This is a genomic window from Pseudomonas sp. KNUC1026, assembly GCF_021650705.1.
Lineage (GTDB): Bacteria > Pseudomonadota > Gammaproteobacteria > Pseudomonadales > Pseudomonadaceae > Aquipseudomonas.
Window position 1 is genome coordinate 2,727,452 of sequence record NZ_CP087138.1, and the last position, 23,891, is coordinate 2,751,342.

At 63.4% G+C, this 23,891-nt stretch carries 18 protein-coding genes, 2 tRNA genes and 5 pseudogenes; 7 read left to right on the forward strand and 18 right to left on the reverse strand.

All coding sequences use genetic code 11. The annotated features are described in order from the left end of the window. Positions 1-43: 43 nt before the first annotated feature. From LN139_RS12640 to LN139_RS12705, 14 genes and pseudogenes are all read right to left on the reverse strand, one after another. The gene (locus LN139_RS12640; RefSeq protein ID WP_236353961.1) at positions 44-1,072 is read right to left on the reverse strand and encodes a CheW domain-containing protein; all 1,029 of its coding nucleotides are present in this window, start codon (positions 1,070-1,072) and stop codon (positions 44-46) included. Position 1,073: 1 nt separating this feature from the next. Continuing rightward, positions 1,074-1,862: a ParA family protein gene (locus LN139_RS12645; RefSeq protein ID WP_236353962.1), complete on the reverse strand. Its 789-nt coding sequence runs from the start codon at positions 1,860-1,862 to the stop codon at positions 1,074-1,076. Positions 1,863-1,877: 15 nt separating this feature from the next. Further along, positions 1,878-2,765 carry a flagellar motor protein MotD gene (motD, locus tag LN139_RS12650; protein WP_236360383.1) on the reverse strand — a complete coding sequence of 296 codons (888 nt, stop codon included), beginning with the start codon at positions 2,763-2,765 and terminating at the stop codon, positions 1,878-1,880. A 1-nt stretch (position 2,766) separates the two neighbouring features. Then, positions 2,767-3,507 (reverse strand): flagellar motor protein, encoded by a 741-nt coding sequence (locus LN139_RS12655; protein WP_236353964.1) that lies wholly within the window; start codon positions 3,505-3,507, stop codon positions 2,767-2,769. Beyond that, the gene (locus LN139_RS12660) at positions 3,507-4,640 is read right to left on the reverse strand and encodes a protein-glutamate methylesterase/protein-glutamine glutaminase (protein ID WP_236353966.1); all 1,134 of its coding nucleotides are present in this window, start codon (positions 4,638-4,640) and stop codon (positions 3,507-3,509) included. Before LN139_RS12660 ends, LN139_RS12655 begins: the two co-directional genes overlap by 1 nt. Before the next feature lie 47 nt (positions 4,641-4,687). Continuing rightward, positions 4,688-6,950 (reverse strand): annotated as a pseudogene (locus tag LN139_RS12665) (chemotaxis protein CheA). Positions 6,951-7,038: 88 nt separating this feature from the next. Next, positions 7,039-7,825, reverse strand: a pseudogene (locus LN139_RS12670) (protein phosphatase CheZ). 19 nt (positions 7,826-7,844) lie between these two features. After that, positions 7,845-8,219 (reverse strand): chemotaxis response regulator CheY, encoded by a 375-nt coding sequence (locus tag LN139_RS12675; protein ID WP_236353967.1) that lies wholly within the window; start codon positions 8,217-8,219, stop codon positions 7,845-7,847. Between the two features lie 165 nt (positions 8,220-8,384). Further along, positions 8,385-9,128 carry an RNA polymerase sigma factor FliA gene (fliA, locus tag LN139_RS12680; RefSeq protein ID WP_236360385.1) on the reverse strand — a complete coding sequence of 248 codons (744 nt, stop codon included), beginning with the start codon at positions 9,126-9,128 and terminating at the stop codon, positions 8,385-8,387. After that, positions 9,122-9,954 (reverse strand): annotated as a pseudogene (gene fleN, locus LN139_RS12685) (flagellar synthesis regulator FleN). The gene fliA and the pseudogene fleN overlap by 7 nt, the downstream one beginning before the upstream one ends. A gap of 92 nt (positions 9,955-10,046) precedes the next feature. Further along, positions 10,047-11,390: a flagellar biosynthesis protein FlhF gene (gene flhF, locus LN139_RS12690; protein WP_236353968.1), complete on the reverse strand. Its 1,344-nt coding sequence runs from the start codon at positions 11,388-11,390 to the stop codon at positions 10,047-10,049. 11 nt (positions 11,391-11,401) lie between these two features. After that, a pseudogene (flhA, locus tag LN139_RS12695) lies at positions 11,402-13,517 on the reverse strand (flagellar biosynthesis protein FlhA). Positions 13,518-13,814: 297 nt separating this feature from the next. Beyond that, a tRNA-Asp gene (locus LN139_RS12700) sits at positions 13,815-13,891 on the reverse strand. Between the two features lie 21 nt (positions 13,892-13,912). Then, positions 13,913-13,988 (reverse strand) — tRNA-Val (locus LN139_RS12705). A gap of 162 nt (positions 13,989-14,150) precedes the next feature. On the opposite strand from LN139_RS12705, the gene rdgC reads away from it, so the two are divergent. The 4 genes from rdgC (at position 14,151) to LN139_RS12725 (ending at position 18,773) form a co-directional block, all read left to right on the forward strand. Further along, the gene (gene rdgC, locus LN139_RS12710; protein WP_236353971.1) at positions 14,151-15,071 is read left to right on the forward strand and encodes a recombination-associated protein RdgC; all 921 of its coding nucleotides are present in this window, start codon (positions 14,151-14,153) and stop codon (positions 15,069-15,071) included. A 31-nt stretch (positions 15,072-15,102) separates the two neighbouring features. After that, positions 15,103-16,026, forward strand: coding sequence for a bile acid:sodium symporter family protein (locus LN139_RS12715; protein WP_236353973.1), 924 nt, complete (start codon positions 15,103-15,105; stop codon positions 16,024-16,026). A gap of 220 nt (positions 16,027-16,246) precedes the next feature. Further along, positions 16,247-17,596 (forward strand): MFS transporter, encoded by a 1,350-nt coding sequence (locus LN139_RS12720; protein ID WP_236353974.1) that lies wholly within the window; start codon positions 16,247-16,249, stop codon positions 17,594-17,596. Between the two features lie 25 nt (positions 17,597-17,621). Further along, complete coding sequence (locus LN139_RS12725; RefSeq protein ID WP_236353976.1) at positions 17,622-18,773, forward strand: L-talarate/galactarate dehydratase; 1,152 nt, start codon at positions 17,622-17,624, stop codon at positions 18,771-18,773. 16 nt (positions 18,774-18,789) lie between these two features. Here the strand turns inward: LN139_RS12725 and LN139_RS12730 are convergent. Then, a pseudogene (locus LN139_RS12730) lies at positions 18,790-19,343 on the reverse strand (SPOR domain-containing protein). 106 nt (positions 19,344-19,449) lie between these two features. Here LN139_RS12730 and LN139_RS12735 point away from each other — a divergent pair. Next, positions 19,450-19,740 carry a DUF6388 family protein gene (locus tag LN139_RS12735; RefSeq protein ID WP_236353978.1) on the forward strand — a complete coding sequence of 97 codons (291 nt, stop codon included), beginning with the start codon at positions 19,450-19,452 and terminating at the stop codon, positions 19,738-19,740. 199 nt (positions 19,741-19,939) lie between these two features. Here LN139_RS12735 and LN139_RS12740 read toward each other — a convergent pair whose 3' ends face one another. Beyond that, entirely contained in the window at positions 19,940-20,761 is an 822-nt protein-coding gene (locus LN139_RS12740) for a shikimate 5-dehydrogenase (protein ID WP_236353982.1), read from the reverse strand. Positions 20,762-20,919: 158 nt separating this feature from the next. Here LN139_RS12740 and LN139_RS12745 point away from each other — a divergent pair, with 158 nt between their 5' ends. Beyond that, positions 20,920-21,237, forward strand: coding sequence for a hypothetical protein (locus LN139_RS12745; protein WP_236353984.1), 318 nt, complete (start codon positions 20,920-20,922; stop codon positions 21,235-21,237). Positions 21,238-21,432: 195 nt separating this feature from the next. Then, positions 21,433-22,338: a D-alanyl-D-alanine endopeptidase gene (gene pbpG, locus LN139_RS12750; RefSeq protein ID WP_236353986.1), complete on the forward strand. Its 906-nt coding sequence runs from the start codon at positions 21,433-21,435 to the stop codon at positions 22,336-22,338. Positions 22,339-22,345: 7 nt separating this feature from the next. On the opposite strand, the gene LN139_RS12755 is transcribed toward pbpG, so the two are convergent. Next, positions 22,346-23,305 carry a GGDEF domain-containing protein gene (locus LN139_RS12755; RefSeq protein ID WP_236353988.1) on the reverse strand — a complete coding sequence of 320 codons (960 nt, stop codon included), beginning with the start codon at positions 23,303-23,305 and terminating at the stop codon, positions 22,346-22,348. A 95-nt stretch (positions 23,306-23,400) separates the two neighbouring features. Then, positions 23,401-23,835 carry a hypothetical protein gene (locus LN139_RS12760; protein WP_236353990.1) on the reverse strand — a complete coding sequence of 145 codons (435 nt, stop codon included), beginning with the start codon at positions 23,833-23,835 and terminating at the stop codon, positions 23,401-23,403. Positions 23,836-23,891: the final 56 nt, after the last annotated feature.

Below are 23,891 nucleotides of genomic sequence, written 5' to 3' on the forward strand. Positions count from 1 at the left end.
TGTGGCGTTTTGTCGTTCAGTGTAAGCCGCGCGGCTGCGCGAGCTATCGTTTTCTGGTTTTGGCTTGCTGCGCCTTGGCACGAGCTTCGGCGGCAGCCTTGTCCTTGGCTTCCTGCATCTGGCGCTTGATCGCACCGCTGGCGATCAGTTCGGCGAGCGCAGCCACATCCAGCAGCGCGCACATGTGCTCGACCACCGTGCCAGCCAGCCATGGCCGCTGCCCGCGTTGGTCGCGCCACTTCACCTGCCCCGGCTCCAGCCGGACCGAGCGGCTGACCTGGTGTACGGCCAGCCCCCATTCGTACCCCTGCACGGAAATCACATACTGCAGGCCTTGCTGGAAATCGTCGCGATAGCGGTCGGGCATCACCCAACGCGCAGTGTCGAGCACTTTGAGGTTGCCCGCCTGGCAAGTGAGGATGCCTGGAAACCACTCAGGCTGGCCGAACAGCGGCGTCAGCTCCTGGCCAGCCAGCGGATAGATCGAACCCAGGCATACCAGCGGCACAGCCAGCGTCAGGCCAGCGACATCGAACAGCAGGCACTCGAACGGCTCGGCTGCCCAATCGGGGCGGCCATCGAAAGTCGGTGTGGCAGGCCCGCCGTGATTCAGCGCAGGAGCGGCCGCTGGCACGGCCGAGATCGGCTCGCTCGCCACAGGCCTGGGAGCGCTGACTGGGGTGGGTACTGGCGCAATGATCGGCTGAGGCTCTGCTACAGGCAACGTAGTGGGCAACAGTAGAGCCTGGGCCAGTACTGGAGAGCTGGCCTCAGGCGCCGGCGCCCAGGGCAAGGGTTCGTCAGGCCGAATCAACGCAGGCTGCGGGGCCGCTTCGAGAGGCCCGCGGCGTGCGTCGCGCACCTGTTCCTCGAGCACCGCTGCGCGAAATTCATCCAGCGTCAGGTCAGTGGCCGGTTCGCTGGCCGCAGCCACCGCCAATGAGACCGGCGCGGCCTGCGGCACAGGTTCAGCCGGCCATTCGAACTCCTCGGTGGCTTCCTGCAACAGGCCATCGAGGTAGCTCTGCAGCGCCTGCTGCGGGCGCTTGGCGATATCCACGGGGCGATTCATCTCAGGCCACCTGCGTGGTGAGCTGCTGCCCAAGCAGGTGCTTGAGCAACGCGCGGTAGGCCGTCACGCCACGGCTTTTGGGGTCGAACTGCGACGGCGTTACGCCAGCACGGCTGGCGTCGCGCAAGCGCGTGTCGACCGGGATATAACCCTCCCACACGTTCTGCGGGAAGCTCTCGCGCAGCACCTTGAGGGTGCTCAGCGACGCCTGGGTGCGGCGGTCGAACAGGGTCGGGATGATGCTGAACGGCAAAGGCTGTTTGCGTGAACGGTTGATCATCGCCAGCGTGTTGACCATGCGCTGCAAACCGTTGACCGCCAGATGTTCGGTCTGGCAAGGCACCACCAGCTGCTGGCTGGCCGCCAGTGCGTTGACCATCAGCACGCCCAGCAGGGGCGGGCTGTCGATCAGTGCGTAGTCGAAATCCTGCCACAGCTGCGCCAACGCCTTGGCCACCACCAGCCCGAGGCCGCTCTGCCCGGGCGACTGGCGCTCCAGCGTCGCCAGCGCGGTACTCGAAGGCAGCAGCGAGATAGAGGGGTGAGTGGTGGGCTGCAGCAATTGCCCGGCAAGGCCATCGGGCACACCGCCCTTGTGCTGGAACAGGTCGAAATTGCTGTGTTCCAGCGCGTCGGGGTCAAGCCCGAAATAGCTGGTAAGCGAGCCATGCGGGTCCAGGTCGACCACCACCACGCGCTTGCCGGCGTCAGCCAGCAAGCCCGCCAGGGCGATGGTGGTGGTGGTCTTGCCGACCCCACCTTTCTGATTGGCGATTGCCCACACTCTCATGCACTTGACTCTGAATTACGGGTTGGCAGAAGGCGCCGGGGTTTTGACACCCTGCCCGGAACCCTGCTGGGATGCGCCATCCGGTGCACTTTGTGTGCCAGCTCTGCGCATGGCCGCATCCGGCTGCGCATTGGCGGTACCGGTGGCGGTCAGGCTGCGGCGTACTTCGAGGTTGCGCGAGACCACCAGCACCACGCGGCGGTTGCGCGAGCGCCCATCAGCGCTCTCGTTGCTGGCCACTGGCTGGAACTCCCCATAACCCACGGCCGCCAGGCGGCGCGGGTCGATACCGTCCATGGCCATCATCCGTACGATGCTGGAAGCCCGAGCAGTGGAAAGCTCCCAGTTGGTCGGGTACTGCGCCGTACGGATCGGCTGGTTGTCGGTGAAGCCTTCCACGTGAACGGGGTTGGCGAACGGTGCCAGCACCTTCGCTACCTTCTCGATGATCTGGAAACCCTGGTCGCTGGGGATCGCATCGCCACTGGGGAACAGCAAACCGGACTTGAGCTCGATCTCGATCCACAGCTCGTTGCCACGCACGTTCATCTGGTCGCTGGCGATCAGGTCACCAAAGGCGGTGCGCACCTGGTCGGCAATCATCTTCAATGGCTCAGCCTGGCCGATGGCCGAGTCGGTGTTATCACCCTGGGCATCCAGCGGGTCGGCTACCTGAGTGGAAAGCGGCTTCTCTTCACCGACCGGAATAGGCTTGGTGCTGCGCTCCTGATCGTTGAACACGCCCACCAGCGTTTGCGAAAGCACCTTGTACTTGCCTTCGTTGATCGAGGAGATCGAATACATCACCACGAAGAAAGCGAACAGCAAGGTGATGAAGTCGGCGTAGGACACCAACCATCGCTCGTGATTTTCATGTTCTTCGGCGGGCCTGCGGCGCATCAGTTCACCCCATGAAGCCTTGCAGCTTCAGTTCGATCGACCGTGGGTTCTCGCCTTCGGCGATCGACAACAGCCCTTCCAGAAGCATCTCGCGATAGCGCGCCTGGCGGGCGGCGATGGCTTTGAGCTTGTTGGCTACTGGCAGCAGAATCAGGTTGGCGGAGGCAACGCCGTAGATGGTGGCCACGAAAGCCACCGCGATGCCGCTGCCCAGCTGCGAGGGATCGGCCAGGTTGCCCATCACGTGGATCAACCCCATCACCGCGCCGATAATGCCGATGGTGGGCGCATAGCCCCCCATGCACTCGTAGACTTTAGCGGCTGCCAGGTCGCGGGCTTCCTGTGTCAGAAAGTCGACTTCGAGCACGCCCCGCAGGGATTCGGGCTCAGCGCCATCGACCAGCAACTGCAGGCCTTTGCGCGCATAAAGATCCGGCTCGCTGTCGGCGACGCCCTCAAGGCCCAACAAGCCTTCCTTGCGCGCCACAAGGCTCCAGCCGACCACCCGGTCGATGCCACTGGCAAGGTCGATGCGTGGCGGCACGAACACCCAGGGCAGGATCCCCACTGCGCGCTTGAACGCACCCATCGGCGTTTGCAGCAACGCCGCAGCCAGGGTGCCGCCCAGCACGATCAGTGCCGCCGGCCCATTGGCCAGCGACGGCAGGTGCCCGCCTTCGAGAAAGTTGCCGCCGATGATGGCCACGAACGCGAGGATGACGCCAATCAGGCTCAGAACATCCATCAGTGGCACGCCTCCACCAGGTGGCGGCCGATGTCATCAAGGCTGTAGACCGCATCGGCAAGGCCCGCTTTGGCGATGGCCATGGGCATGCCGTAGATCACGCAGCTGGCTTCATCCTGCGACCATACCTGGCTGCCGCCTTGCTTGAGCAGGCGTGCACCTTCACGGCCGTCGGCGCCCATACCGGTCAGCACCACCGCCAGCACCTTGTCGCCAAACGACTTGGCCGCCGACCCGAAGGTGATGTCGACGCAGGGCTTGTAATTCAGACGCTCGTCGCCCGGCAGGATTTTCACCGTGCCGCGCGCATCGACCATCATCTGCTTGCCCCCAGGGGCCAGCAGCGCGAGGCCAGGTCGCAGGTGGTCGCCATCTTCTGCTTCCTTGACGCTGATGTTGCAGAGTTTGTCGAGGCGTTCGGCGAATGCCTTGGTGAACGCGGCAGGCATGTGCTGGATCAGCACCAGCGGTGCCGGGAAGTTCGCCGGCAGTTGTGTGAGTACGCGTTGCAGCGCCACTGGCCCACCGGTGGAGGTGCCGATCGCCACCAGCTTGTAGGCCTTGCGCTTGGGGGGTGGGCTGGGTGCTGCCGCAGCAGGCTGCGGCGCACGGCTGGCTGGCGCCGCAGGCAACGGCCGATGTGCAGGCGTGGTGCTGGTGCTGCGAGCCGTGACCGGCGGCGGCGCAGCGGCAGCCGGCGCCGCCACAGGCGTCGAAAACGCGCTGAAGCGCCGATTGCTGCGGGCAATGGTGTGGATCTTCTCGCACAGCAACTGCTTGACGCGGTCGGGGTTGCGCGAGATGTCTTCGAAATTCTTGGGAAGGTAGTCGACGGCACCGGCATCCAGCGCGTCGAGCGTTACACGGGCACCCTCATGGGTGAGCGAGGAGAACATCAGCACCGGGGTCGGGCAGCGCTGCATGATGTGCCGCACCGCAGTGATGCCGTCCATCATGGGCATCTCGTAGTCCATGGTGATGACATCGGGCTTGAGCGCCAGGGCCTGGTCGATGGCTTCACGGCCGTTGGTCGCGGTGCCGACCACCTGCAAGGTGCTGTCCGACGCGAGGATCTCCGAGACGCGACGCCGGAAGAAACCCGAGTCGTCCACCACCAGGACTTTCACTGCCATTGTTCACTCCATTACCCAAGGCCGGCGGCGAGCCGGCCCCGAGGATTTCAGATGCGCCGAGAGGCGTAGCGCTTGAGCATGCTGGGCACGTCAAGAATCAGCGCGATGCGGCCATCGCCAGTGATGGTGGCCCCGGACATGCCCGGTGTGCCTTGCAGCATCTTGCCCAGTGGCTTGATTACCACTTCTTCCTGGCCGACCAGTTGATCGACCACAAAGCCGATGCGTTGGGTGCCGACCGAGAGGATCACGACATGGCCTTCGCGCTGTTCGTCGTCAGCCACACCGTCGTGCACCAGCCAGCGCTTGAGGTAGAACAGCGGCAATGCCTTGTCGCGCACGATCACCACTTCCTGGCCGTCGACCACGTTGGTGCGCGACAGATCCAGGTGGAAGATCTCGTTGACGCTCACCAGCGGGAAGGCGAAGGCCTGGTCGCCCAGCATCACCATCAGCGTCGGCATGATCGCCAGCGTCAGCGGTACCTTGATGATGATCTTCGAGCCCTGGCCTTTGGCCGAGTGAATGTTGATCGAGCCATTGAGCTGGGCGATCTTGGTTTTCACCACGTCCATGCCCACGCCACGGCCGGACACGTCGGAGATTTCGGTCTTGGTCGAGAAGCCCGGGGCGAAGATCAGGTTGTAGCAGTCCGATTCGCTCAGGCGGTCGGCTGCGTCCTTGTCCATCAGGCCCTTTTCCACCGCTTTGGCGCGCAAGACGTTCGGGTCCATGCCCTTGCCGTCGTCGGAGATCGACAGCAGGATGTGATCGCCTTCCTGCTCGGCGGAGAGCACCACGCGGCCGCTGCGCACCTTGCCGGACTCTTCGCGCTCCTCGGTGTTTCCACGCCGTGGTCGCACGCGTTGCGCACCAAGTGAACCAACGGGTCGGCCAATGCTTCGACCAGGTTTTTGTCGAGGTCGGTTTCTTCGCCCACCAGCTCGAGGTTGATTTCTTCTTGAGCTGGCGCGCCAGGTCACGGACCAGGCGCGGGAAGCGGCCGAAGACTTTCTTGATCGGCTGCATGCGGGTTTTCATCACCGCGGTCTGCAGGTCGGCAGTCACCACGTCCAGGTTCGATACCGCCTTGGCCATGGCCTCGTCGCCACTGTTGGCACCCGACCGCACCAGGCGGTTACGTACCAGCACCAGCTCGCCGACCATGTTCATGATCTCGTCGAGGCGCGCAGTGTCGACCCGCACAGTGGTTTCCGCTTCGCTTGCGGCAGGCTTGTCACCCGCCGGCGCAGCGGCACGCGCTGCAGGCGCCGGAGCGGCAGCAGGTGCCGCTGCCGGTGCTGGCCTGGCAGCCGGCGCGGCGGCTGGAGCGGGCTTGGCGGCTGCGGGCGGTGGTGGTGGTGGTGGCGCTACGGCAGCGGCGGGCGCTGCGGGCGCCACGAACTTGCCCTTGCCGTGCAGCTCATCGAGCAGGTTTTCGAATTCGGAGTCAGTGATCAGGTCGCCGCTCGGCGCAGCCGTGGCGCTGGAGGCCTCAGCGGCGGCCGGCGCAGCAGCCGGCAGCTTGTCTGCGGCGAAGCTGCCTTTGCCATGCAACTGGTCGAGCAAGGCTTCGAATTCGGTGTCGGTGATTTCGTCGCTCGCAGGCGCCGCCTGCCCCGCAGGGGCAGCGGCGGCACCCGGAATCTTTTCAGCGGCGAACTGGCCTTTGCCATGCAACTGATCGAGCAGGGCTTCGAATTCGGAATCGGTGATTTCGTCGGCCGGCACATCGCCGCTGGCGGCAACCGGCGCGGGAGCGGCGGCGGCAGGCGCTGCATGTTCGCTGTCGAGCGAGTGCAGCAACGCTTCGAATTCGGCGTCGGAAATATTCTCCGAACCTGCAGGCTGAACAGGCTCTGGAGCCGAGGCCGGGGCCGAGACCGGAACCGGCTCAGGGGCAGCAGCAGGCGCAGCACCTGCCGGCTCGGCCAGGCGCGAAAGGGCTTGCAGCAGCTCGCGGCTGGCCGGAGTGATCTGGGTGCGCTCGCGCACCTGGCCGAACATGCTGTTGACCGTATCCAGCGCCTCCAGCACCACGTCCATCAATTCGGCGTCGACGCGGCGTTCACCCTTGCGCAGGATGTCGAACACGTTTTCGGCGATGTGACGGCGTTCAACCAGCTCATTGAGCTGCAGGAAGCCCGCACCGCCCTTGACGGTGTGGAAGCCGCGGAAAATAGCGTTGAGCAGGTCCGCATCGTCAGGCCGGCTTTCGAGCTCGACCAACTGTTCGGACAACTGCTCGAGGATCTCGCCGGCCTCTACCAGGAAGTCCTGGAGGATTTCTTCATCGGCGCCGAAGCTCATGTAGGTGCTCCCTGGAATTCATTATGTGCGGCCCGGCTGTGGTCTCTAATGAACCCGCCCTGCCCAGAACACCGTCAAAACCCTGGGCTCAGAAGCCCAGGCTCGACAGCAGGTCGTCAACGTCGTCCTGGCCGGATACCACGTCTTCACGCTTATCGGCATGAATCTGCGGACCTTCACCCCTTTCGGGATATTTTTCCTTGTTTTTCGCGTTCCAGTTCGTCGCGGTCATGGCGGATGCCCGCGAAGCGATCCACAGAGCCGGCCATGAGCACCAGCTTGAGCAGATTGCTTTCGACTTCAGTGACAAGGCCGGTCACACGCTTGATGACCTGGCCGGTCAGATCCTGGAAGTCCTGTGCCAGCAGGATGTCGTTGAGCTTGCTCGACAGCCCCGTGGCTTCGGTTTCGCTGTGCGCCAGGAAACCGTCCACGCGCTTGACCAGCTCGCGGAATTCCTCGGCACCCATCTCTTTGTGCATGAACCGTTGCCAGTCACTGCGCAGGGCCTTGGCCGAGTCGCCAAGATCATGGGCAATCGGCAGGCTTTGCTCGACCAGGTCCATGGTCCGGTTGGCGGCCTGTTCGGTCAGGCGAACCACGTAGTCAAGGCGCTCGGTCGCGTCGGTGATCTGCGAGGCATCGGCCGAATCCGGCAGGCGCGGGTCGATCTGGAAACTGACGATGGCGCTGTGAAGCTCCCGAGTCAGCTTGCCGACCTCTTGATACAAGCCGCGGTCGCGGGCCTGGTTCAGCTCATGGATCAGCTCGACGGCATCGGCAAACTTCCCTTGTTCCAACCGGTCGACCAACTCATGGGCGTGTTTTTTCAGGGTGGACTCGAAGTCACCCAGCGACGAATTCTTAGGCTCCATGGTGCCCCCGTGGCGGAGTTCAGCTGTTTACACGCTCGAAGATCTTTTCGATCTTTTCTTTCAGCACCTGAGCGGTGAAAGGCTTGACCACATAGCCGTTGACGCCGGCCTGGGCCGCTTCGATGATCTGCTCACGTTTCGCTTCGGCGGTCACCATCAGCACCGGCAGGTGCTTGAGGCGGTCGTCGGCGCGTACCTGGCGCAGCAGATCGATGCCGGTCATCCCGGGCATGTTCCAGTCGGTCACCAGGAAATCGAAACTACCGCTTTGCAGCATCGGCAATGCAGTAATCCCGTCGTCGGCTTCCGAGGTATTGGTGAACCCCAAGTCACGCAACAGGTTCTTGATGATCCGCCGCATCGTCGAAAAGTCATCGACGATGAGGATTTTCATGTTCTTGTCCAAGTAGACCTCCAAGCAGTCCTAAACGCGCCCAACCCCTCGGGGCGCGAGTCAATCGATCCGATACAACACACGCAACTGCCTGAGCAGGCGTGGCGGGCGTGATATCACACAGCCAGCGCCTTGATCCAGCAAATCATTCAAACTTTGCTTTCTTCAGCGGGCCCGCCACTCACCCAACCGGCTGCGCAAACGCGCTGCGCACTGGCTGTGCAACTGGCTCACACGGGACTCGCTGACACCGAGCACTTCACCGATCTCCTTGAGGTTGAGCTCCTCGTCGTAATACAGCGACAACACCAGGCGCTCGCGCTCCGGCAGGTTGGCGATGGCATCGGCGAGGGCTTTCTGGAAGCGTTCATCCTCCAGCCCGCGCGATGGCTCACCACTGACCGCCCCCTCATCATGGGCCCCTTCGTGTTCGCCTTCCTGCAACAGGTCGTCGAAACTGAACAGCCGGCTACCCAGGGTATCGTTGAGAATCCCGTAGTATTCGTCCAGGCTCATCTTGAGTTCGGCAGCAACCTCGTGATCTTTAGCGTCGCGGCCAGTTCTTGCTTCAACTGCGCGAATCGCGTCACTGACCATGCGGGTATTGCGGTGCACCGAACGTGGTGCCCAGTCACCCTTGCGTACTTCGTCGAGCATCGCGCCACGAATGCGAATGCCGGCGTAGGTCTCGAAGCTTGCGCCTTTGGTGGAGTCGTACTTGGTCGAAACTTCGAGCAGGCCGATCATGCCGGCCTGAATCAGATCCTCGACCTGCACGCTGGCCGGCAGGCGCGCCAGCAAGTGGTAGGCAATGCGCTTGACCAAGGGCGCGTAGCGCTCGATCAGCTCATATTGCTGCGATTCGCGTGACGCTTTGTTGTACATCCGGTATCCGCTGGCACTCATGATACGGGCCCCGCACTGGTTTGCTGTACCAATCGTTCCACGAAGAACTCCAGATGCCCGCGAGGGTTGGCCGGCAGCGGCCAGCTGTCGACCTTCTGCGCGATGGCCTTGAAGGCCAGCGCGCACTTGGAGCGTGGGAACGCCTCATAGACCGCCCGCTGCTTCTGCACGGCTTTGCGCACGGTTTCGTCGTAGGGCACCGCGCCAACGTACTGCAGCGCGACGTCCAGAAAGCGGTCGGTCACCTTGGTCAGCTTAGCGAACAGGTTCCGACCTTCCTGGGGGCTCTGGGCCATGTTGGCCAGCACCCGGAAACGATTCATGCCGTAGTCGCGATTGAGCAGCTTGATCAGCGCGTAGGCATCGGTGATGGAGGTGGGCTCGTCGCACACCACCAGCAGCACCTCTTGAGCTGCGCGCACGAAGCTTACGACCGAATCGCCAATCCCGGCTGCCGTGTCGATCATCAACACGTCGAGGTTGTCGCCGATTTCGCTGAACGCCTGGATCAACCCGGCATGCTGGGCCGGGGTCAGGTGAACCATGCTCTGGGTACCGGAGGCGGCCGGCACGATTCGGATGCCGCCAGGCCCCTGCAGGATCACGTCGCGCAGGTCGCAGCGGCCTTCGATCACATCGGCCAGGGTGCGTTTGGGGTCAGCCCGAGCAGCACATCGACGTTGGCCAGTCCCAGGTCGGCGTCCAGCAGCATGACCCTTCGGCCAAGCTCTGCCAGCGCCAGCGAGAGGTTCACTGACACGTTCGTTTTGCCGACGCCACCCTTGCCGCCGGTCACCGCGATCACCTGTACGGGATGCATGCTGCCCATTCGTTCCTTACCTTGTCACTTCAGACCGAGGCCACGCGATGCTGCCTTGAGGCAGCGCGACGCGCAGGTAGATTGCAAAACGTTCATTACCTTCACCCTGCCCGCTTGCCAGGGCTGTGATACAGGTCCGCGAACATGTCGGCCATGGCCTCTTCGCTGGGTTCGTCCTGGATCTGAGCACTGACGGCACGGCTGACCAGTTGATGGCGCCGCGGCAGGTGAAGGTCGTCAGGAATGCGCGGGCCATCGGTCAGGTACGCCACGGGCAATTCTTGACTGATCGCCAGGCTCAGGACTTCGCCGAGGCTGGCGGTTTCATCGAGCTTGGTCAGGATGCAGCCGGCCAGGCCACAGCGCTTGTAGCTGTGGTAAGCCGCCTGCAGCACTTGTTTCTGGCTGGTAGTGGCCAGCACCAGGTAGTTGCGCGAGCGAATGCCGCGGCCGGCGAGGCTCTCCAGCTGCAGCTTGAGGGCCGGGTCGCTGGCTTGCAGGCCGGCGGTATCGATCAGCACAACGCGCTTGCGCAGCAATGGCTCCAGCGCCTGGGCCAGCGATTGGCCTGGGTCGACATGGGTTACAGGCACGTTGAGGATGCGCCCCAGCGTCTTGAGTTGCTCCTGTGCCCCGATGCGGAAACTGTCCATGCTCACCAATGCGATATTTTGCGCGCCGTATTTAAGCACATATCGCGCGGCGAGCTTGGCCAGAGTGGTGGTCTTGCCCATGCCGGCAGGGCCGACCATGGCAATCACACCGCCCTCTTCCAGCGGCTCTGCCTCGGGCGTCTGGATCATCCGCGCCAGGTGCGCCAGCAGCATGCGCCAGGCCTGGCGAGGCTCGCTGTAGTCATTGACTTGCGCCAACAGGTCACGCGCCAGTGGGCCAGACAAGCCGATACGCTGAAGCCGGCGCCACAGGTTGGCTTGCTCCGGGCGGCTGCCCTGCAATTGGCTCCAGGCTAGCGAACCCAGTTGCACTTCGAGCAATTCGCGAAGGCCGTTGAGCTCCTGACGCATCGAGTCGAACAGCCGCGGGTCAACGCTCGGCGCTGCCGGTGCAGCCGCCGCCGCGGGCGCAGGTTTGCTGCCGCCACGCAGTTGGTCTTCGATATTGGGTTCGATGAGCGGCTCGACAGCCGTCAGCGGCAGGCCGGCGAACAATTGACGGTTGTTGGTGCCGTCGCTGTCCTGGCCACGCGTGGTGAGTTCAGCCTGAGCCGAAACGATGCGCGACTGAGTCTTGCGCAATTCGTTTTCCAGTTCCAGGTTGGGCTCTCGCGGTGCGAGTGCGGAGAGTTTGTAATCGAGCGCGGCAGTGAGCTCTACACCGCCGGCAATACGGCGGTTGCCAATGATCGCGGCGTCCGAACCCAGCTCGTCACGAACCAGCTTCATCGCTTGACGCATGTCGGCGGCAAAAAAGCGCTTCACTTGCATACCCTGCTACCTCAGCCGTTCGGCCCTACTGTCGCCACGATCGTCACTTGTTTGTTGTCAGGGATTTCCTGATACGCCAGCACATGCAGATTGGGTACCGCCAACCGACCAAAGCGCGAGAGCATCGCCCGGACCGGCCCTGCGACCAGAAGGATCGCAGGTTGGCCAAGCATTTCCTGACGCTGCGACGCTTCGATCAAGGAGCGCTGCAACCGCTCAGCCATGCCAGGCTCCAGCAAAACGCCTTCTTCCTGACCCTGACCGGCCTTCTGCAAACTATTGAGCAATATCTGTTCCAACTTTGGTTCAAGTGTGATCACTGGCAGCTCAGACTCAGTGCCCACAATGCTTTGCACGATTGCGCGGGACAATGCGGCGCGTACGTGCTGCACCAGCGCGGCGGTATCTTGACTCCGGCTGGCATTGTTGGCGATCGCCTCGGCGATGGTGCGGATGTCGCGTACCGGCACCTGTTCGGCCAGCAAGGCCTGCAATACCTTGAGCAGCGCCGACAGCGAAAGCACGCCCGGGACGAGTTCCTCGGCCAGCTTGGGAGACGCCTTGGCCAGAACCTGCAGCAGTTGCTGCACTTCTTCGTGCCCCAATAGCTCATGGGAGTGTTTTTGCAGAATCTGGTTCAAGTGGGTTGCCACTACAGTGCTAGCATCCACTACCGTATAGCCCAGGGACTGGGCCTGCGCGCGGTTGCTGATCTCGATCCACACCGCCTCCAGGCCGAAGGCCGGATCACGCGCCTGGATGCCGTTGAGGTTGCCGAACACCTGGCCGGGGTTGATCGCAAGCTCCCGGTCAGGATAGATCTCGGCCTCTGCCAGGATCACGCCCATCAGCGTGAGGCGGTAGGCACTGGGGCAAGGTCCAGGTTGTCGCGAATGTGCACGGTGGGCATCAGGAAGCCCAGATCCTGTGACAGCTTCTTGCGCACCCCTTTAATACGCGCCAGTAATTCGCCACCTTGGTTGCGATCCACCAACGGGATCAGGCGATAACCGACTTCCAGCCCGATCATGTCGATAGGCGATACGTCGTCCCAGCCCAGCTCCTTGGTCTCGGCACTGCGCTGCGGCGAGGGCAAGGCCTCTTGCTGGCGTTGCACCTCCGCGGCAGCAATCACCTTGGCCTCGTTCTGCTTTTTCCAGATCAGGTAGGCACCGCCGCCGGCCATCAGCGCCAGGCTCAGGAAGGCAATGTGCGGCATGCCCGGCACGATGCCCATGATCAGCATCAAGGCAGCAGACACCGCCAGCGCCTTGGGCGAATCGAACATCTGCCGGGTGATCTGCTTGCCCATGTCTTCCGAACCGCTGGCCCGGGTCACCATCACGGCAGCGGAGGTCGACAGCAGCAGCGACGGCAATTGCGCCACCAGGCCGTCACCGATGGTCAGCAGTGCGTAGGTTTTGCCGGCATCGGCGAAGCTCAGCCCGTGCTGGAGGATACCGATGGCCATGCCGCCAATCAGGTTGATGAACAGAATCAGCAGGCCGGCGACGGCATCACCGCGCACGAACTTGCTGGCGCCGTCCATGGAGCCGTAGAACTCAGCCTCGGCGGCGACTTCAGAGCGGCGGTGCTTCGCGCCCGCCTGGTCGATCAGGCCAGCGTTGAGGTCGGCGTCGATCGCCATCTGTTTGCCGGGCATGGCATCGAGGGTGAAGCGCGCGCTTACCTCGGAGATGCGCCCTGCGCCCTTGGTGACCACCACGAAGTTGATGATCATCAGGATGGCGAACACCACCGCACCGACCACGTAGTTGCCGCCAATCACCACTTCACCGAACGCCTGGATCACCTTGCCCGCGGCTTGGTGCCCCTCATGGCCGTGCAGCATGACCACCCGCGTCGACGCCACGTTCAGCGCCAGGCGCAGCAACGTCGCCACCAGCAGGATGGTGGGAACACCGCGAAATCCAGGGGCCGCAGCGCGTAGACGCTGACCAGCAGCACCACGATCGAGAGGGCGATGTTAAAGGTAAAGAAGACGTCGAGCAGAAACGGCGGTATCGGCAGCGTCATCATCGCCAGCATGATGAGCAGCAGCAGCGGCACCCCCAGGTTACCGCGGGCCAGGCCCCGAGCGTTATTCAGAAGTTGCGTGCGATCCACCGCCATGACGTTCATTCCCCAGCAAACTTTTGACGCGTTCAGCGTGCGTGCGTGCTGCTTTGCAAGAAGCCTTCCACTTTCGGATGGCTGCTTGCATATGGGTGCGACCGCGTGGATGCCTGGAAATGCTCAGGGAGGCGACGGGCGTCAAGCACCTGCGAACCATGAAGGGCGCAAGCCGATCAAAGCGAGAGCTGAACGCCGATCAAAAAGGAGAACAACGAAAAAAGGCAGCCATAAATGGCTGCCTTTTCAAGGACGCTCCGGAATGTTCAGTGGGTTCCAAAGCTTCTGATATGGCGCAGCGGACGGGACTCGAACCCGCGACCCCCGGCGTGACAGGCCGGTATTCTAACCGACTGAACTACCGCTGCGCGATACACCTCGTGAGCGAGTGGTGGGTGATGACGGGATCGAACCGCCGACCCTCTGCTTGTAAGGCAGATGCTCTCCCGGCTGAGCTAATCACCCTTCGTCTCTCGGTGTGGCGCGCATTCTACGGAGGCACTTCCACCATGGCAAGCGTTTTTTCAAAATAATTTTTCAGTGCTTTCAATAACCTAGCCCGAGGTTGGCGAACCGCCCCACAGGGAGAATAATGCGCCCCCTATGCCTTAAGGAGACGCACGCCCAATGTGGTTCAAGAACCTGCTTGTCTATCGCCTGACCCAGGACATCCCCTTCGACCCGCAAGCACTGGAAGACGCCCTGGCGAGCAAACCCGCACGCCCCTGCGCCAGCCAGGAACTGGCCACCTACGGTTTCGTGGCGCCGTTCGGCAAGGGCCCGGATGCGCCACTGGCGCACGTGAGCGGGGACTTTCTTCTGGTGGCCGCCCGCAAGGAGGAGCGCATCCTGCCAGGCAGCGTTGTGCGTGACGCGGTCAAGGAAAAGGTCGAGGAGATCGAGGCCGAGCAGATGCGCAAGGTCTATAAAAAGGAACGCGAGCAGATCAAGGACGAGATCATCCAGGCCTTCCTGCCGCGCGCCTTCATCCGCCGCTCCAGCACCTTCGCCGCCATCGCCCCCAAGCAAGGGCTGATTCTGGTCAACTCCGCCAGCGCCAAGCGTGCCGAAGACCTGCTGTCTACCCTGCGCGAAGTGCTTGGCACGCTGCCGGTACGCCCGCTGACCGTGAAGATCGCCCCGACCGCCACCCTCACCGACTGGGTCAAGACGCAAAAAGCGGCTGCCGACTTCTTCGTGCTCGACGAGTGCGAACTGCGCGACTCCGGTGAAGACGGCGGCATCGTGCGCTGCAAGCGCCAGGACCTCACCAGCGACGAGATTCAGCTGCACCTGAACACCGGCAAGCTGGTCACTCAACTGTCGCTGGCCTGGCAGGACAAACTGTCTTTCGTTTTGGACGACAAGATGATCATCAAGCGCCTGCGCTTCGAAGAGCTGCTGCAAGAGCAGGCTGAACAGGATGGCGGCGACGACGACCTGGGCCAGCAGGACGCAAGCTTCACCCTGATGATGCTGACCTTCGGCGAATTCCTGCCGGCGCTGTTCGAGGCGCTGGGCGGTGAAGACACGCCCCAGGGCCTCTGACGCTTACACATTCCTATAAGAGAGAAGCCCCATGCGTGCCCTCGCCGCCCTCAGCCGCTTCGTCGGCAATACCTTCGCCTGGTGGGTGCTGCTGTTCGCCATCCTGGCGTTTCTGCAACCCGGCTGGTTCATCGCACTGAAGGTGGCCATCGTGCCGTTGCTGGGGCTGGTGATGTTCGGCATGGGCCTGACCCTCAAGCTCGACGACTTCGCCGCCGTATTCCGCCAACCCTGGCGAGTGGGCCTGGGTTGCGTGGCGCATTTTGTGATCATGCCGGGCGTGGCCTGGCTGCTGTGCCAGGCGTTCCACCTGCCGCCGGAGATTGCGGTGGGTGTGATCCTGGTGGGTTGCTGCCCGAGCGGCACCTCGTCGAATGTGATGACCTGGCTGGCCAAGGGTGACCTGGCGCTGTCTGTGGCCATCGCCGCCGTCACCACGCTGATTGCACCGCTGGCAACGCCTGCGCTGATCTGGCTGCTGGCCTCGGCCTGGATGCCGGTATCGTTCTGGGAGATGTTCATTTCCATCCTGCAGTTCGTGATGCTGCCGATCGTGTTGGGCGTGCTGGCGCAGCGCCTGCTGGGCGAGAAGGTACAACTGGCGGTGGACGTGCTGCCGCTGGTGTCAGTGGTGAGCATCGTGATGATCGTCTGCGCGGTGGTGGCGGCGAGCCAGGCGAAAATCGCCGAGTCCGGCCTGCTGATCATGCTGGTGGTGATCCTGCACAACAGCTTCGGCTATGCGCTGGGCTACGGCACCGCGCGGCTGTTCGGCCTGCCGTTGGCGCAGCGCAAGTCGCTGGCGCTGGAGGTGGGCATGCAGAACTCCGGGCTCGGCGCGGCGCTGGCTGCTGCGCATATTTCACCGCTGGCTGCAGTGCCGAGCGCGCTGTTCAGCGTGTGGCACAACATCAGCGGCGCGCTGCTTTCGACTTACTTCCGCCGGCTGAAGTAAACGCCGGCAGGGGCTTGCCGACCGCGCAAGCCCCCTACCCTATCTGCCCTTGCTGAACAACGCTCGCTCGGAAGACGCCGGCACTTGCCTGATTGCGCAATCAATGTATTATCCGGAAACAGCAGCCTGGCCAAAAATGCCCCGGCTGCTTCTTCTGAAATCGATATGATTGCGCAGTCATCGATTATCAGAATCCAAGCGGCCAACAAGGACAATAACCATGAGCCAGCTCCAAACCAGCGCCAAACCCACGCGGGTGCGCTACCTGATCCTGGCGATGATCTTCATCGTCACCGTGTTCAACTACGTCGACCGCGCCACCCTTTCCGTGGCCGCGCCTGCGATGCGCCATGACCTGGGCTTCGACGCAGTCATGATGGGCATCGCGTTTTCCGCCTTCGGCTGGGCCTACACCAGCATGCAGCTACCCGGCGGCATCATCCTCGACCGCTACGGCTCGCGCCTTGTGCTGGGCCTGAGCCTGGTGCTGTGGTCGGCGCTCACCTTCGTGCAGGGCTTCGTCGACCTGTTCAGCTCTGCTTTCCTGGCGCTGTTCGTGCTGCGCTTTCTGATGGGCGTGGCCGAGTCGCCGGCCTTCCCGGCCAACAACCGCCTGACCGTGATGTGGTTCCCGCGCCAGGAGCGGGGCCTTGCCACGGCGGTGTTTCAGTCGGCGCAGTACTTCGCCCTGGCGGTGTTCACACCATTGATGGTCTGGCTGCTGGGCGCTTTCGGCTGGCAGCACGTGTTCTTCTGGACCGGCGCTGCCGGCATCCTGCTGGGGTTCGTGTGGTTCGCCCTGGTGCGCGAGCCGCGCAAGGACCATCGCGTCAACCAGGCTGAAATCGACCACATCGAAGCGGGCGGCGGCCTGCCGAATCTGGGCGATGCGCCCACGCCCTTCAGCTGGGCGCGGGTCAAGGCCATTGGTGGCAACCGCATGATGCTGGGCGTTTACCTGGGCCAGTTCTGCCTCACCACCATCACCTGGTTCTTCCTGACCTGGTTCCCCACCTACCTGATCGAAGCCAAGGGCATGAGCATGCTCAAGGTCGGCCTGGTGGCGGCAATCCCTCCGGTGGCCGGCTGCCTGGGCGGGGTGATTGGCGGGGTGTGGTCCGACTGGCTGCTGCGCCGCGGCCATAGCCTGACCTTCGCGCGCAAGCTGCCGATCATCACCGGCCTGCTGCTGTCGAGCTCCATCGTTATCGCCAACTACACCCAGTCGGTGGCGGTGGTCACACTGGTGATGTCGATCGCCTTCTTCGCCAAGGGCGTCGGCAACCTGGGCTGGTGCATCGTCGGTGACGTCTCGCCCAAGCGCGCCATGGGCGTGAGCGGGGCGATGTTCAACTTCTGCGGCAACATCGCCAGCATCATCACGCCCATTGCCATCGGCGTGCTGATCAACGAGCTGGGCTCGTTCGACGCCGCGCTGATGTATGTCGCGGCCATGGGCCTGCTCGGCGCGTTCGCCTACCTGGTCATCGTCGGCCCGCTCAAGCGCCTGGAGCTCGATGATGAGCCTGGCCAGCCGCTGCCCGAAGCCGTGGCCGAACCTGCTCACTGAATCTGCATTGCACAAGGAAAGCCTCATGAATTCGCACACCCCTTCCGGCGACAACGACACCATCTGCTGGGTCCGCCTGGCGTCGGTCTACCTGCCGCTGGCCAACCCCATCAGCGATGCCAAGGTGCTCACCGGCCGGCAAAAGCCGATGACCGAAATCGCCATCCTGTTCGCCGAGATCGAAACCCGCGACGGCCACTGCGGGCTGGGCCTGAGCTACTCCAAGCGCGCCGGCGGCCCCGGCCAGTTCGCCCACGCTCAGGAAATCGCGCCGGCGCTGCTGGGCGAGAACCCCAGCGACATCGCCAAACTGTGGACCAAGCTGTGCTGGGCCGGCGCCTCGGTCGGCCGCAGCGGCCTGGCGACACAGGCCATCGGCGCCTTCGATGTTGCGCTGTGGGATCTGAAAGCCAAGCGCGCAAACCTTTCGCTGGCGCGCCTGCTCGGTGCCCAGCGCGATTCGGTTCGCTGCTACAACACCTCTGGCGGCTTCCTGCACACACCGCTGGATCAACTGCTGAAGAACACTGAAATCTCCCGTGAAAAAGGCATCGGCGGTATCAAGCTGAAAGTCGGCCAACCCGACTGCGCCAAGGACATCGAACGCGTCAGCGCGGTACGCCGCCACCTGGGCCAGGATTTCCCGCTGATGGTCGACGCCAACCAGCAGTGGGACCGCCCCACCGCACAGCGCATGTGCCGGCGCTTCGAGGAGTTCAACCTGGTGTGGATCGAGGAGCCGCTGGACTGCTACGACGCCGAAGGCCATGCCGACCTCGCCCGCCAGTTCGATACGCCGATCGCCACAGGTGAAATGCTCACCAGCGTTGCCGAGCACCTGGAGTTCATCCGCCTGCGCGGCGCCGATTACCTGATGCCCGACGCCCCGCGCGTGGGCGGCATCACGCCGTTTCTCAAGGTGGCAGCGCTGGCAGAGAGCACGGGGCTGATGCTGGCGCCGCACTTTGCCATGGAGCTGCACGTCCACCTGGCCGCCACTTACCCCACCGAGCCGTGGGTAGAGCACTTCGAATGGCTGGAGCCGCTGTTCAACGAGCGGCTGGAAACCCGCGACGGGCGCATGCTGGTGCCCACCCGCCCGGGCCTGGGCTTGACGCTGTCGGAACAGGTGGCAGGTTGGACGGCGCAGGAGGCGACGTTCGGCCAGCGCGCCTGACGCGCCGCAAGTGCCGCTACCTGGCGTCAGCCGGGTGCGGCACCACGAATGCCTCGATGCCCTGGCTGGCCATCAGCTCAGCCTTCTTGGCCTGGGCTTCGGCCTGGGTGGCGAACGGGCCCAGGTACGCTTCGGTCTTGCCGCCACGGGTGGCGACATTGGCCACGAAACCTTTCTCGATCAGCCGCGAGGTCATGTCGCTGAGCGCACCCATGGCGTTGTCGGCGATCCGCACCTCCAGCCATTGGCCGCGTCGGCTTGAGACTGCTCCGGTGCAGGCGAGCCGCAGATTGTCCGCACTGCCTCGTTGTTGCCCTGCGGGTCAAGGATGGCGTGGTAGCCGTCTTCGGCCTTGATCGCAACGTAGCTCACATAGGCGGTGTAATTGCCTGCCGCGTCCTTGCCGCGCACCTGCCCGCACACATTGCCCTGCGCCAGCGGGCGCACGTTGGCGAACTTGGCCGTGGACGGATTTTGCAGCTGGGCGGCCACCGCTTTGTGGGCCTGGGTGACATCGTTGTCGCAACCGGCCAGGGCCAGCAGCGCGGCCGCTACCATCAACTTGCGCACGGGAATTCCTCTCTTCCAAGCGTCGGGGCCGGCGATTCTAGCACCAAGGGCAAATGCGCGATGTGGCATGATGCCGCCCTGCCCTACCGCTTTAGAGATTGCCCCGATGATCGCCAAACAAGACCGCCAGCAAGCCGCACTCGACGCCTACCTCTCCAGGCATCCACAACTGGCCGAAGAAATCGCCGCACTGAGCGACGCCGAGCAGCGCCAACAGATCCTGTGGGCTTTCGAGGATGCCGCTGACGACCGCGGCCTGCAGCCTTGGGAGTATGCCCTGGAGCTGATCGCCGAAAGCCCCGAACAGCTGCGCGAGATGCGCCTTGAAACGCATCGGGAAGTGGCTGAGGCGTTGGGCATGAGCTGGGAGGAGTATTGCCAGTTCAATGAGTTGTAGGGAATGCCGGCCCGCACACCCGGCTAGTGAAGTGAGAGTGGAAGGCAGACTTGCCGGACGCCGTGTAACGGGCGCCGTGTAACGAATGCCGTGTAACGGGCGACGAGGGAGCCTGAGGCCCCATGTCGCGCGGCGAGCCGCCCTCCCACCGAACCGCAGAATCACCAGGCCCCGGGCCCTTGAGGCTTGGTAGTTCAGCTCAGCCTTGCGCGGCGAACGTCACAGCCTCCTCGACCAACTCTGGCGCCGGCCGCACGCCGGTGTACAGCACGAACTGCTCCAGCGCCTGTAAAGCCACCACCTCCAGGCCGGTGATCACAGGCTTGCCAAGGCTTTCTGCCAATTCGATCAACGGCGTACGCGGCGGCAGGGCCACCACATCGAACACTGCCTCTGCCGCCGCCACCATAGGCCCAGGGAACGCCAAAGCCTGAGCCTCAGGGCCCCCGGCCATGCCCAGCGGGGTCACGTTGACCAGCAATTGCGCCTGTACACCTTCAGGCTCGGCCTGCCAGCTGAAACCACAGGCCTCGGCCAGTGCCGGGCCGGCCTCTGCGTTACGAGCGATGAGCGTGACATTGCCAAAGCCTGCGTCACGAAACGCGCAGGCGACCGCTTTGCCCATGCCGCCGCTGCCACGAAGCGCCACTCGCAGCCCAGGGTCGAGCCGGTGGTGGCGGATCAGATGGCCGATGGCAAGGTAGTCGGTGTTGTAGGCCGTCAGCCGGCCATTGTCGTTGACCAGCGTATTGACCGAGGCGATGGCCGCTGCAGAGGGGTCCATGGCATCGACCAGCTCGATGCAGGCTTCCTTGAACGGCATGGACACAGCACAACCGCGGATACCCAAGGCCCGCACCCCACCGATCGCCGCAGGCAGGTCGGTGGTGGTGAAAGCTTTGTAGAGGAAGTTCAGGCCCAGCCGGTCATAGAGATAGTTGTGAAACCGCGTACCGAAGTTGCCGGGGCGCGCGGCGAGGGACATGCACAACCGGGTGTCTTTGTTCGGGACTTTGAGCACGGGCAGCCTTCTTCAAGTGGTTGATTTGTCTCTAGGACCTTACACAAAATTTACCGTTCGCCGTTGCAGCTTCTTACAATTTCGCTGTCATAGTGTGTACGGCAGTCCATGATCCCGAGGCGGGGTCATCGCGCCACGTCGTTTACGAGGAAACATCCATGATTCGTCATATCTCCAAGGTGGCTCTGCTGGCAGGCGCGCTGGCCGCTGGTATGGCTGGCCCGGCCTCGGCACACGGCCCAGGCACGGGCGCTGTAGTCGGTGCATTGATTGGTGGCACAGTGCTCGGCGCTGTCGTGGCAAGCCGCCCCGCACCGGTCTACGTCGAACGGCCGGTCTATGCCGCGCCGCCTCCACCGGTGTACTACGCGCCACCACCGCCGGTTTATTACCAACCTGCCCCGGTGTACTACGCCCCTCCACCACCGCCTCCGCCGCCAGGTTATTACTACGGCCCGGGCTACGGCCGCTGGTAATACTGGCGTTTTGCCCAGTATTCGCTCAAAGCCCCGCATCTGCGGGGCTTTCGTTTATCCGGTGATTCTGTGTGAATGAATAAATATTCACCTTCCAGGGCAATCGACAGCCAGCCCTGCCGCCTCCTAGAATGTGTCAGATTTTTTCATCTCTTCATCTGTGTGCATCTTTCATTTTGCCGGGTACCCCTTTCCGTGAAAAAAACCCTTTCTTTGCTCAGCCTCGTCGTCGCCCTGGCCAGCACCGCACTTCCCCCTGCCGCCATTGCCGCCGAAGCTGCGCTGGCACGTGACCCGTCGCAACTGCATCTGGCCTCGGGCAGCGCGCTGCTGACCGACTTGCAGACCGGCAAGGTGCTGTATGAAAGCAAGCCGGACAAAGTCGTCCCGATCGCCTCGGTCACCAAGTTGATGACGGCCATGGTCGTGCTCGACGCCAAGCAGTCGATGACCGAAGAAATCGATATCGACATCAGCCACACCAAAGAAATGAAAGGCGTGTTTTCCCGAGTCAAGCTGGGTAGCACCCTGGACCGTCGCAACATGCTGCTGATCGCGCTGATGTCTTCGGAAAACCGCGCCGCCGCCAGCCTTGCCCATCACTACCCGGGCGGCTACAACGCCTTCATCACTGCGATGAACGCCAAGGCCCGCTCGCTGGGCATGAGCCACACCCGTTACGTGGAGCCTACCGGGCTGTCGGAGCACAACGTCTCGTCCGCGCGCGACCTGACCAAGCTGCTGATGGCCGCCCGCCAATACCCGATGCTGCGCGAGCTTTCCACCACCCGTGAAAAGACCGTTGCCTTCAAGCACCCCAACTACACCCTGGGCTTTCGCAACACCGACCACCTGCTCAACAGCAATTGGGATATCCAGCTGACCAAGACCGGTTTCACCAACCAGGCCGGCCACTGCCTGGTGCTGGTCACCCGCATGGCCGACCGCCCGGTGGCGATGGTAGTGCTCGATGCCTATGGCAAGTTCACCCACTTCGCCGACGCGTCCCGGCTGCGCCAGTGGATGGAAACCGGCCGCAGCAACAAGCCCGCCTCGCTGGCGATGCAGTACCGGGCCGACAAGAACCGCATGGCAGACTGAGCCCGCCTCAATCCCTGCGCTGCTTGTGCCGCTGCATATCCGCAGCGGCCTGGGCGATCAGCGCAGCAAGCGTGGAATGGCGCGCCATCTCGTATTCGCAGGCCACTACGCTGTAACGCAGCTCGAAGCCCTTTGCAGCGCGGTGGTTGGCGGCCTGCAAGGCCCGGTCGAACCGCGCCAGCGCCACCCGGCTCTCCGACAGATTGGCGCCCATCAGCAGCACCACGAACTGGTCGCCTCCCAGGCGGCCGATATTGTCCATTTCCCTGAGCACCGTACGCAGTAGCTGAGCGAACGCTTTCAACGCCTGGTCGCCCTCGACGTAACCGAAACGCTCGTTGATGCCTTTGAATCCTTCCAGATCGAACAACAGCAAGGTCGCCTGTGTGCCCACGCGCCGGCACAGGCTCAAGGCATAGTTGGCCATGTGCTCGAACCCCTGGCGGTTGGCGATCTGAGTGAGGGGGTCGACGGTCGCCGACTGCAGCGCTTCGATCTCCTGCTCAGCCAATACAGCCAGGTCATTGAGCTGAGCTCGCTGTTCATCGCTCAGCCGCCTGGGCTGATGGTCGATCAGGCAGAGTGTTCCCACCGCGCTGCCATTACGCGCCTTCAACGGGCGCCCGGCGTAGTAACGGACATGCGGCTCGCCGGTCACCAGCGGGTTGTCACTGAAGCGTGCGTCGAGCGTGGCATCGGGAATCTCGAACACACCGTCCTGCAAGATGGCATGGCCACAGAACGATACGTCGCGAGAAGTCTGGCGCGCTGCCAGGCCATCGCAAGACTTGAACCACTGGCGGTCAACGTCCACCAGGCTCACCACCGCGACCGGCATGCCGAACAGCGCCCTGGCCAGGCGCGTGAGGCGGTCGAAGCGCTCTTCGGCGGGGGTGTCGAGAAGGTTCAAGGAGCGCAACGTGTGAATGCGCAGCGATTCGTCGTGGGCTTTGCCGGGCACCTGCATCGAAATGCTCCTTGAGACGGGTGGCGAGAGGCCGCCGCTCGGCCGATCATGCCGCTAAGCTTAGCCGCCCGCCACCCTCTGGCGACGCGCTGCGGTCAGGCGCTGGTGCTGACCATCGAACCGCTGGTGCTGCCGCCACTCTCGGTGAGCGCCTGGGTGAGTTGCGCCGTGAGCCGCTGCATCTGCCCGGACAGCGATGTGACTTGAGTCTGCGCAGCCGCCACCTGGGCTTGCCTGGCCTGATCATCCTGTACCTGCTGGGCACGAGCCAGGGCCTGCTGGGCCTGGTTCAGTTGCTTTTGCACCTCGGCAATCTGCTGCTTGATCTCTTTGACCGAGTCCGATTCGGTGGAGCTTGAATCGCTGGCACCGCCAGCACCCTTGGCCCCACCGGCCGAGCCGCTCTTGCTGCTGGCCAGCGCGCTGAGGTCGACGCTTGCACTGCTGGTATCGGTGTCGCTGGCTTTTGAGGCCGAGGTGCTCGAGGAAAGCGTGGCGATGTTGACGCCTGTGACGCCGCTGATGCTCATGGTTTGGCTCCTGTTATCGAGACGGATGAATCGCATGCAGGGCATCGACCCGACTT

Excerpts from the sequence above, each read along its gene's own strand:
- LN139_RS12735 (WP_236353978.1), top strand. The coding sequence starts at position 19,450 with ATGATCGCCAAACAAGACCGCCAGCAAGCCGCACTCGACGCCTACCTC.
- rdgC (WP_236353971.1), top strand. The coding sequence starts at position 14,151 with ATGTGGTTCAAGAACCTGCTTGTCTATCGCCTGACCCAGGACATCCCC.
- LN139_RS12720 (WP_236353974.1), top strand. The coding sequence starts at position 16,247 with ATGAGCCAGCTCCAAACCAGCGCCAAACCCACGCGGGTGCGCTACCTG.
- LN139_RS12745 (WP_236353984.1), top strand. The coding sequence starts at position 20,920 with ATGATTCGTCATATCTCCAAGGTGGCTCTGCTGGCAGGCGCGCTGGCC.
- LN139_RS12655 (WP_236353964.1), bottom strand. The coding sequence starts at position 3,507 with ATGGATGTTCTGAGCCTGATTGGCGTCATCCTCGCGTTCGTGGCCATC.
- LN139_RS12755 (WP_236353988.1), bottom strand. The coding sequence starts at position 23,305 with ATGCAGGTGCCCGGCAAAGCCCACGACGAATCGCTGCGCATTCACACG.
- LN139_RS12660 (WP_236353966.1), bottom strand. The coding sequence starts at position 4,640 with ATGGCAGTGAAAGTCCTGGTGGTGGACGACTCGGGTTTCTTCCGGCGT.
- LN139_RS12760 (WP_236353990.1), bottom strand. The coding sequence starts at position 23,835 with ATGAGCATCAGCGGCGTCACAGGCGTCAACATCGCCACGCTTTCCTCG.
- flhF (WP_236353968.1), bottom strand. The coding sequence starts at position 11,390 with ATGCAAGTGAAGCGCTTTTTTGCCGCCGACATGCGTCAAGCGATGAAG.
- LN139_RS12715 (WP_236353973.1), top strand. The coding sequence starts at position 15,103 with ATGCGTGCCCTCGCCGCCCTCAGCCGCTTCGTCGGCAATACCTTCGCC.
- LN139_RS12640 (WP_236353961.1), bottom strand. The coding sequence starts at position 1,072 with ATGAATCGCCCCGTGGATATCGCCAAGCGCCCGCAGCAGGCGCTGCAG.
- LN139_RS12645 (WP_236353962.1), bottom strand. The coding sequence starts at position 1,862 with ATGAGAGTGTGGGCAATCGCCAATCAGAAAGGTGGGGTCGGCAAGACC.
- LN139_RS12725 (WP_236353976.1), top strand. The coding sequence starts at position 17,622 with ATGAATTCGCACACCCCTTCCGGCGACAACGACACCATCTGCTGGGTC.
- LN139_RS12675 (WP_236353967.1), bottom strand. The coding sequence starts at position 8,219 with ATGAAAATCCTCATCGTCGATGACTTTTCGACGATGCGGCGGATCATC.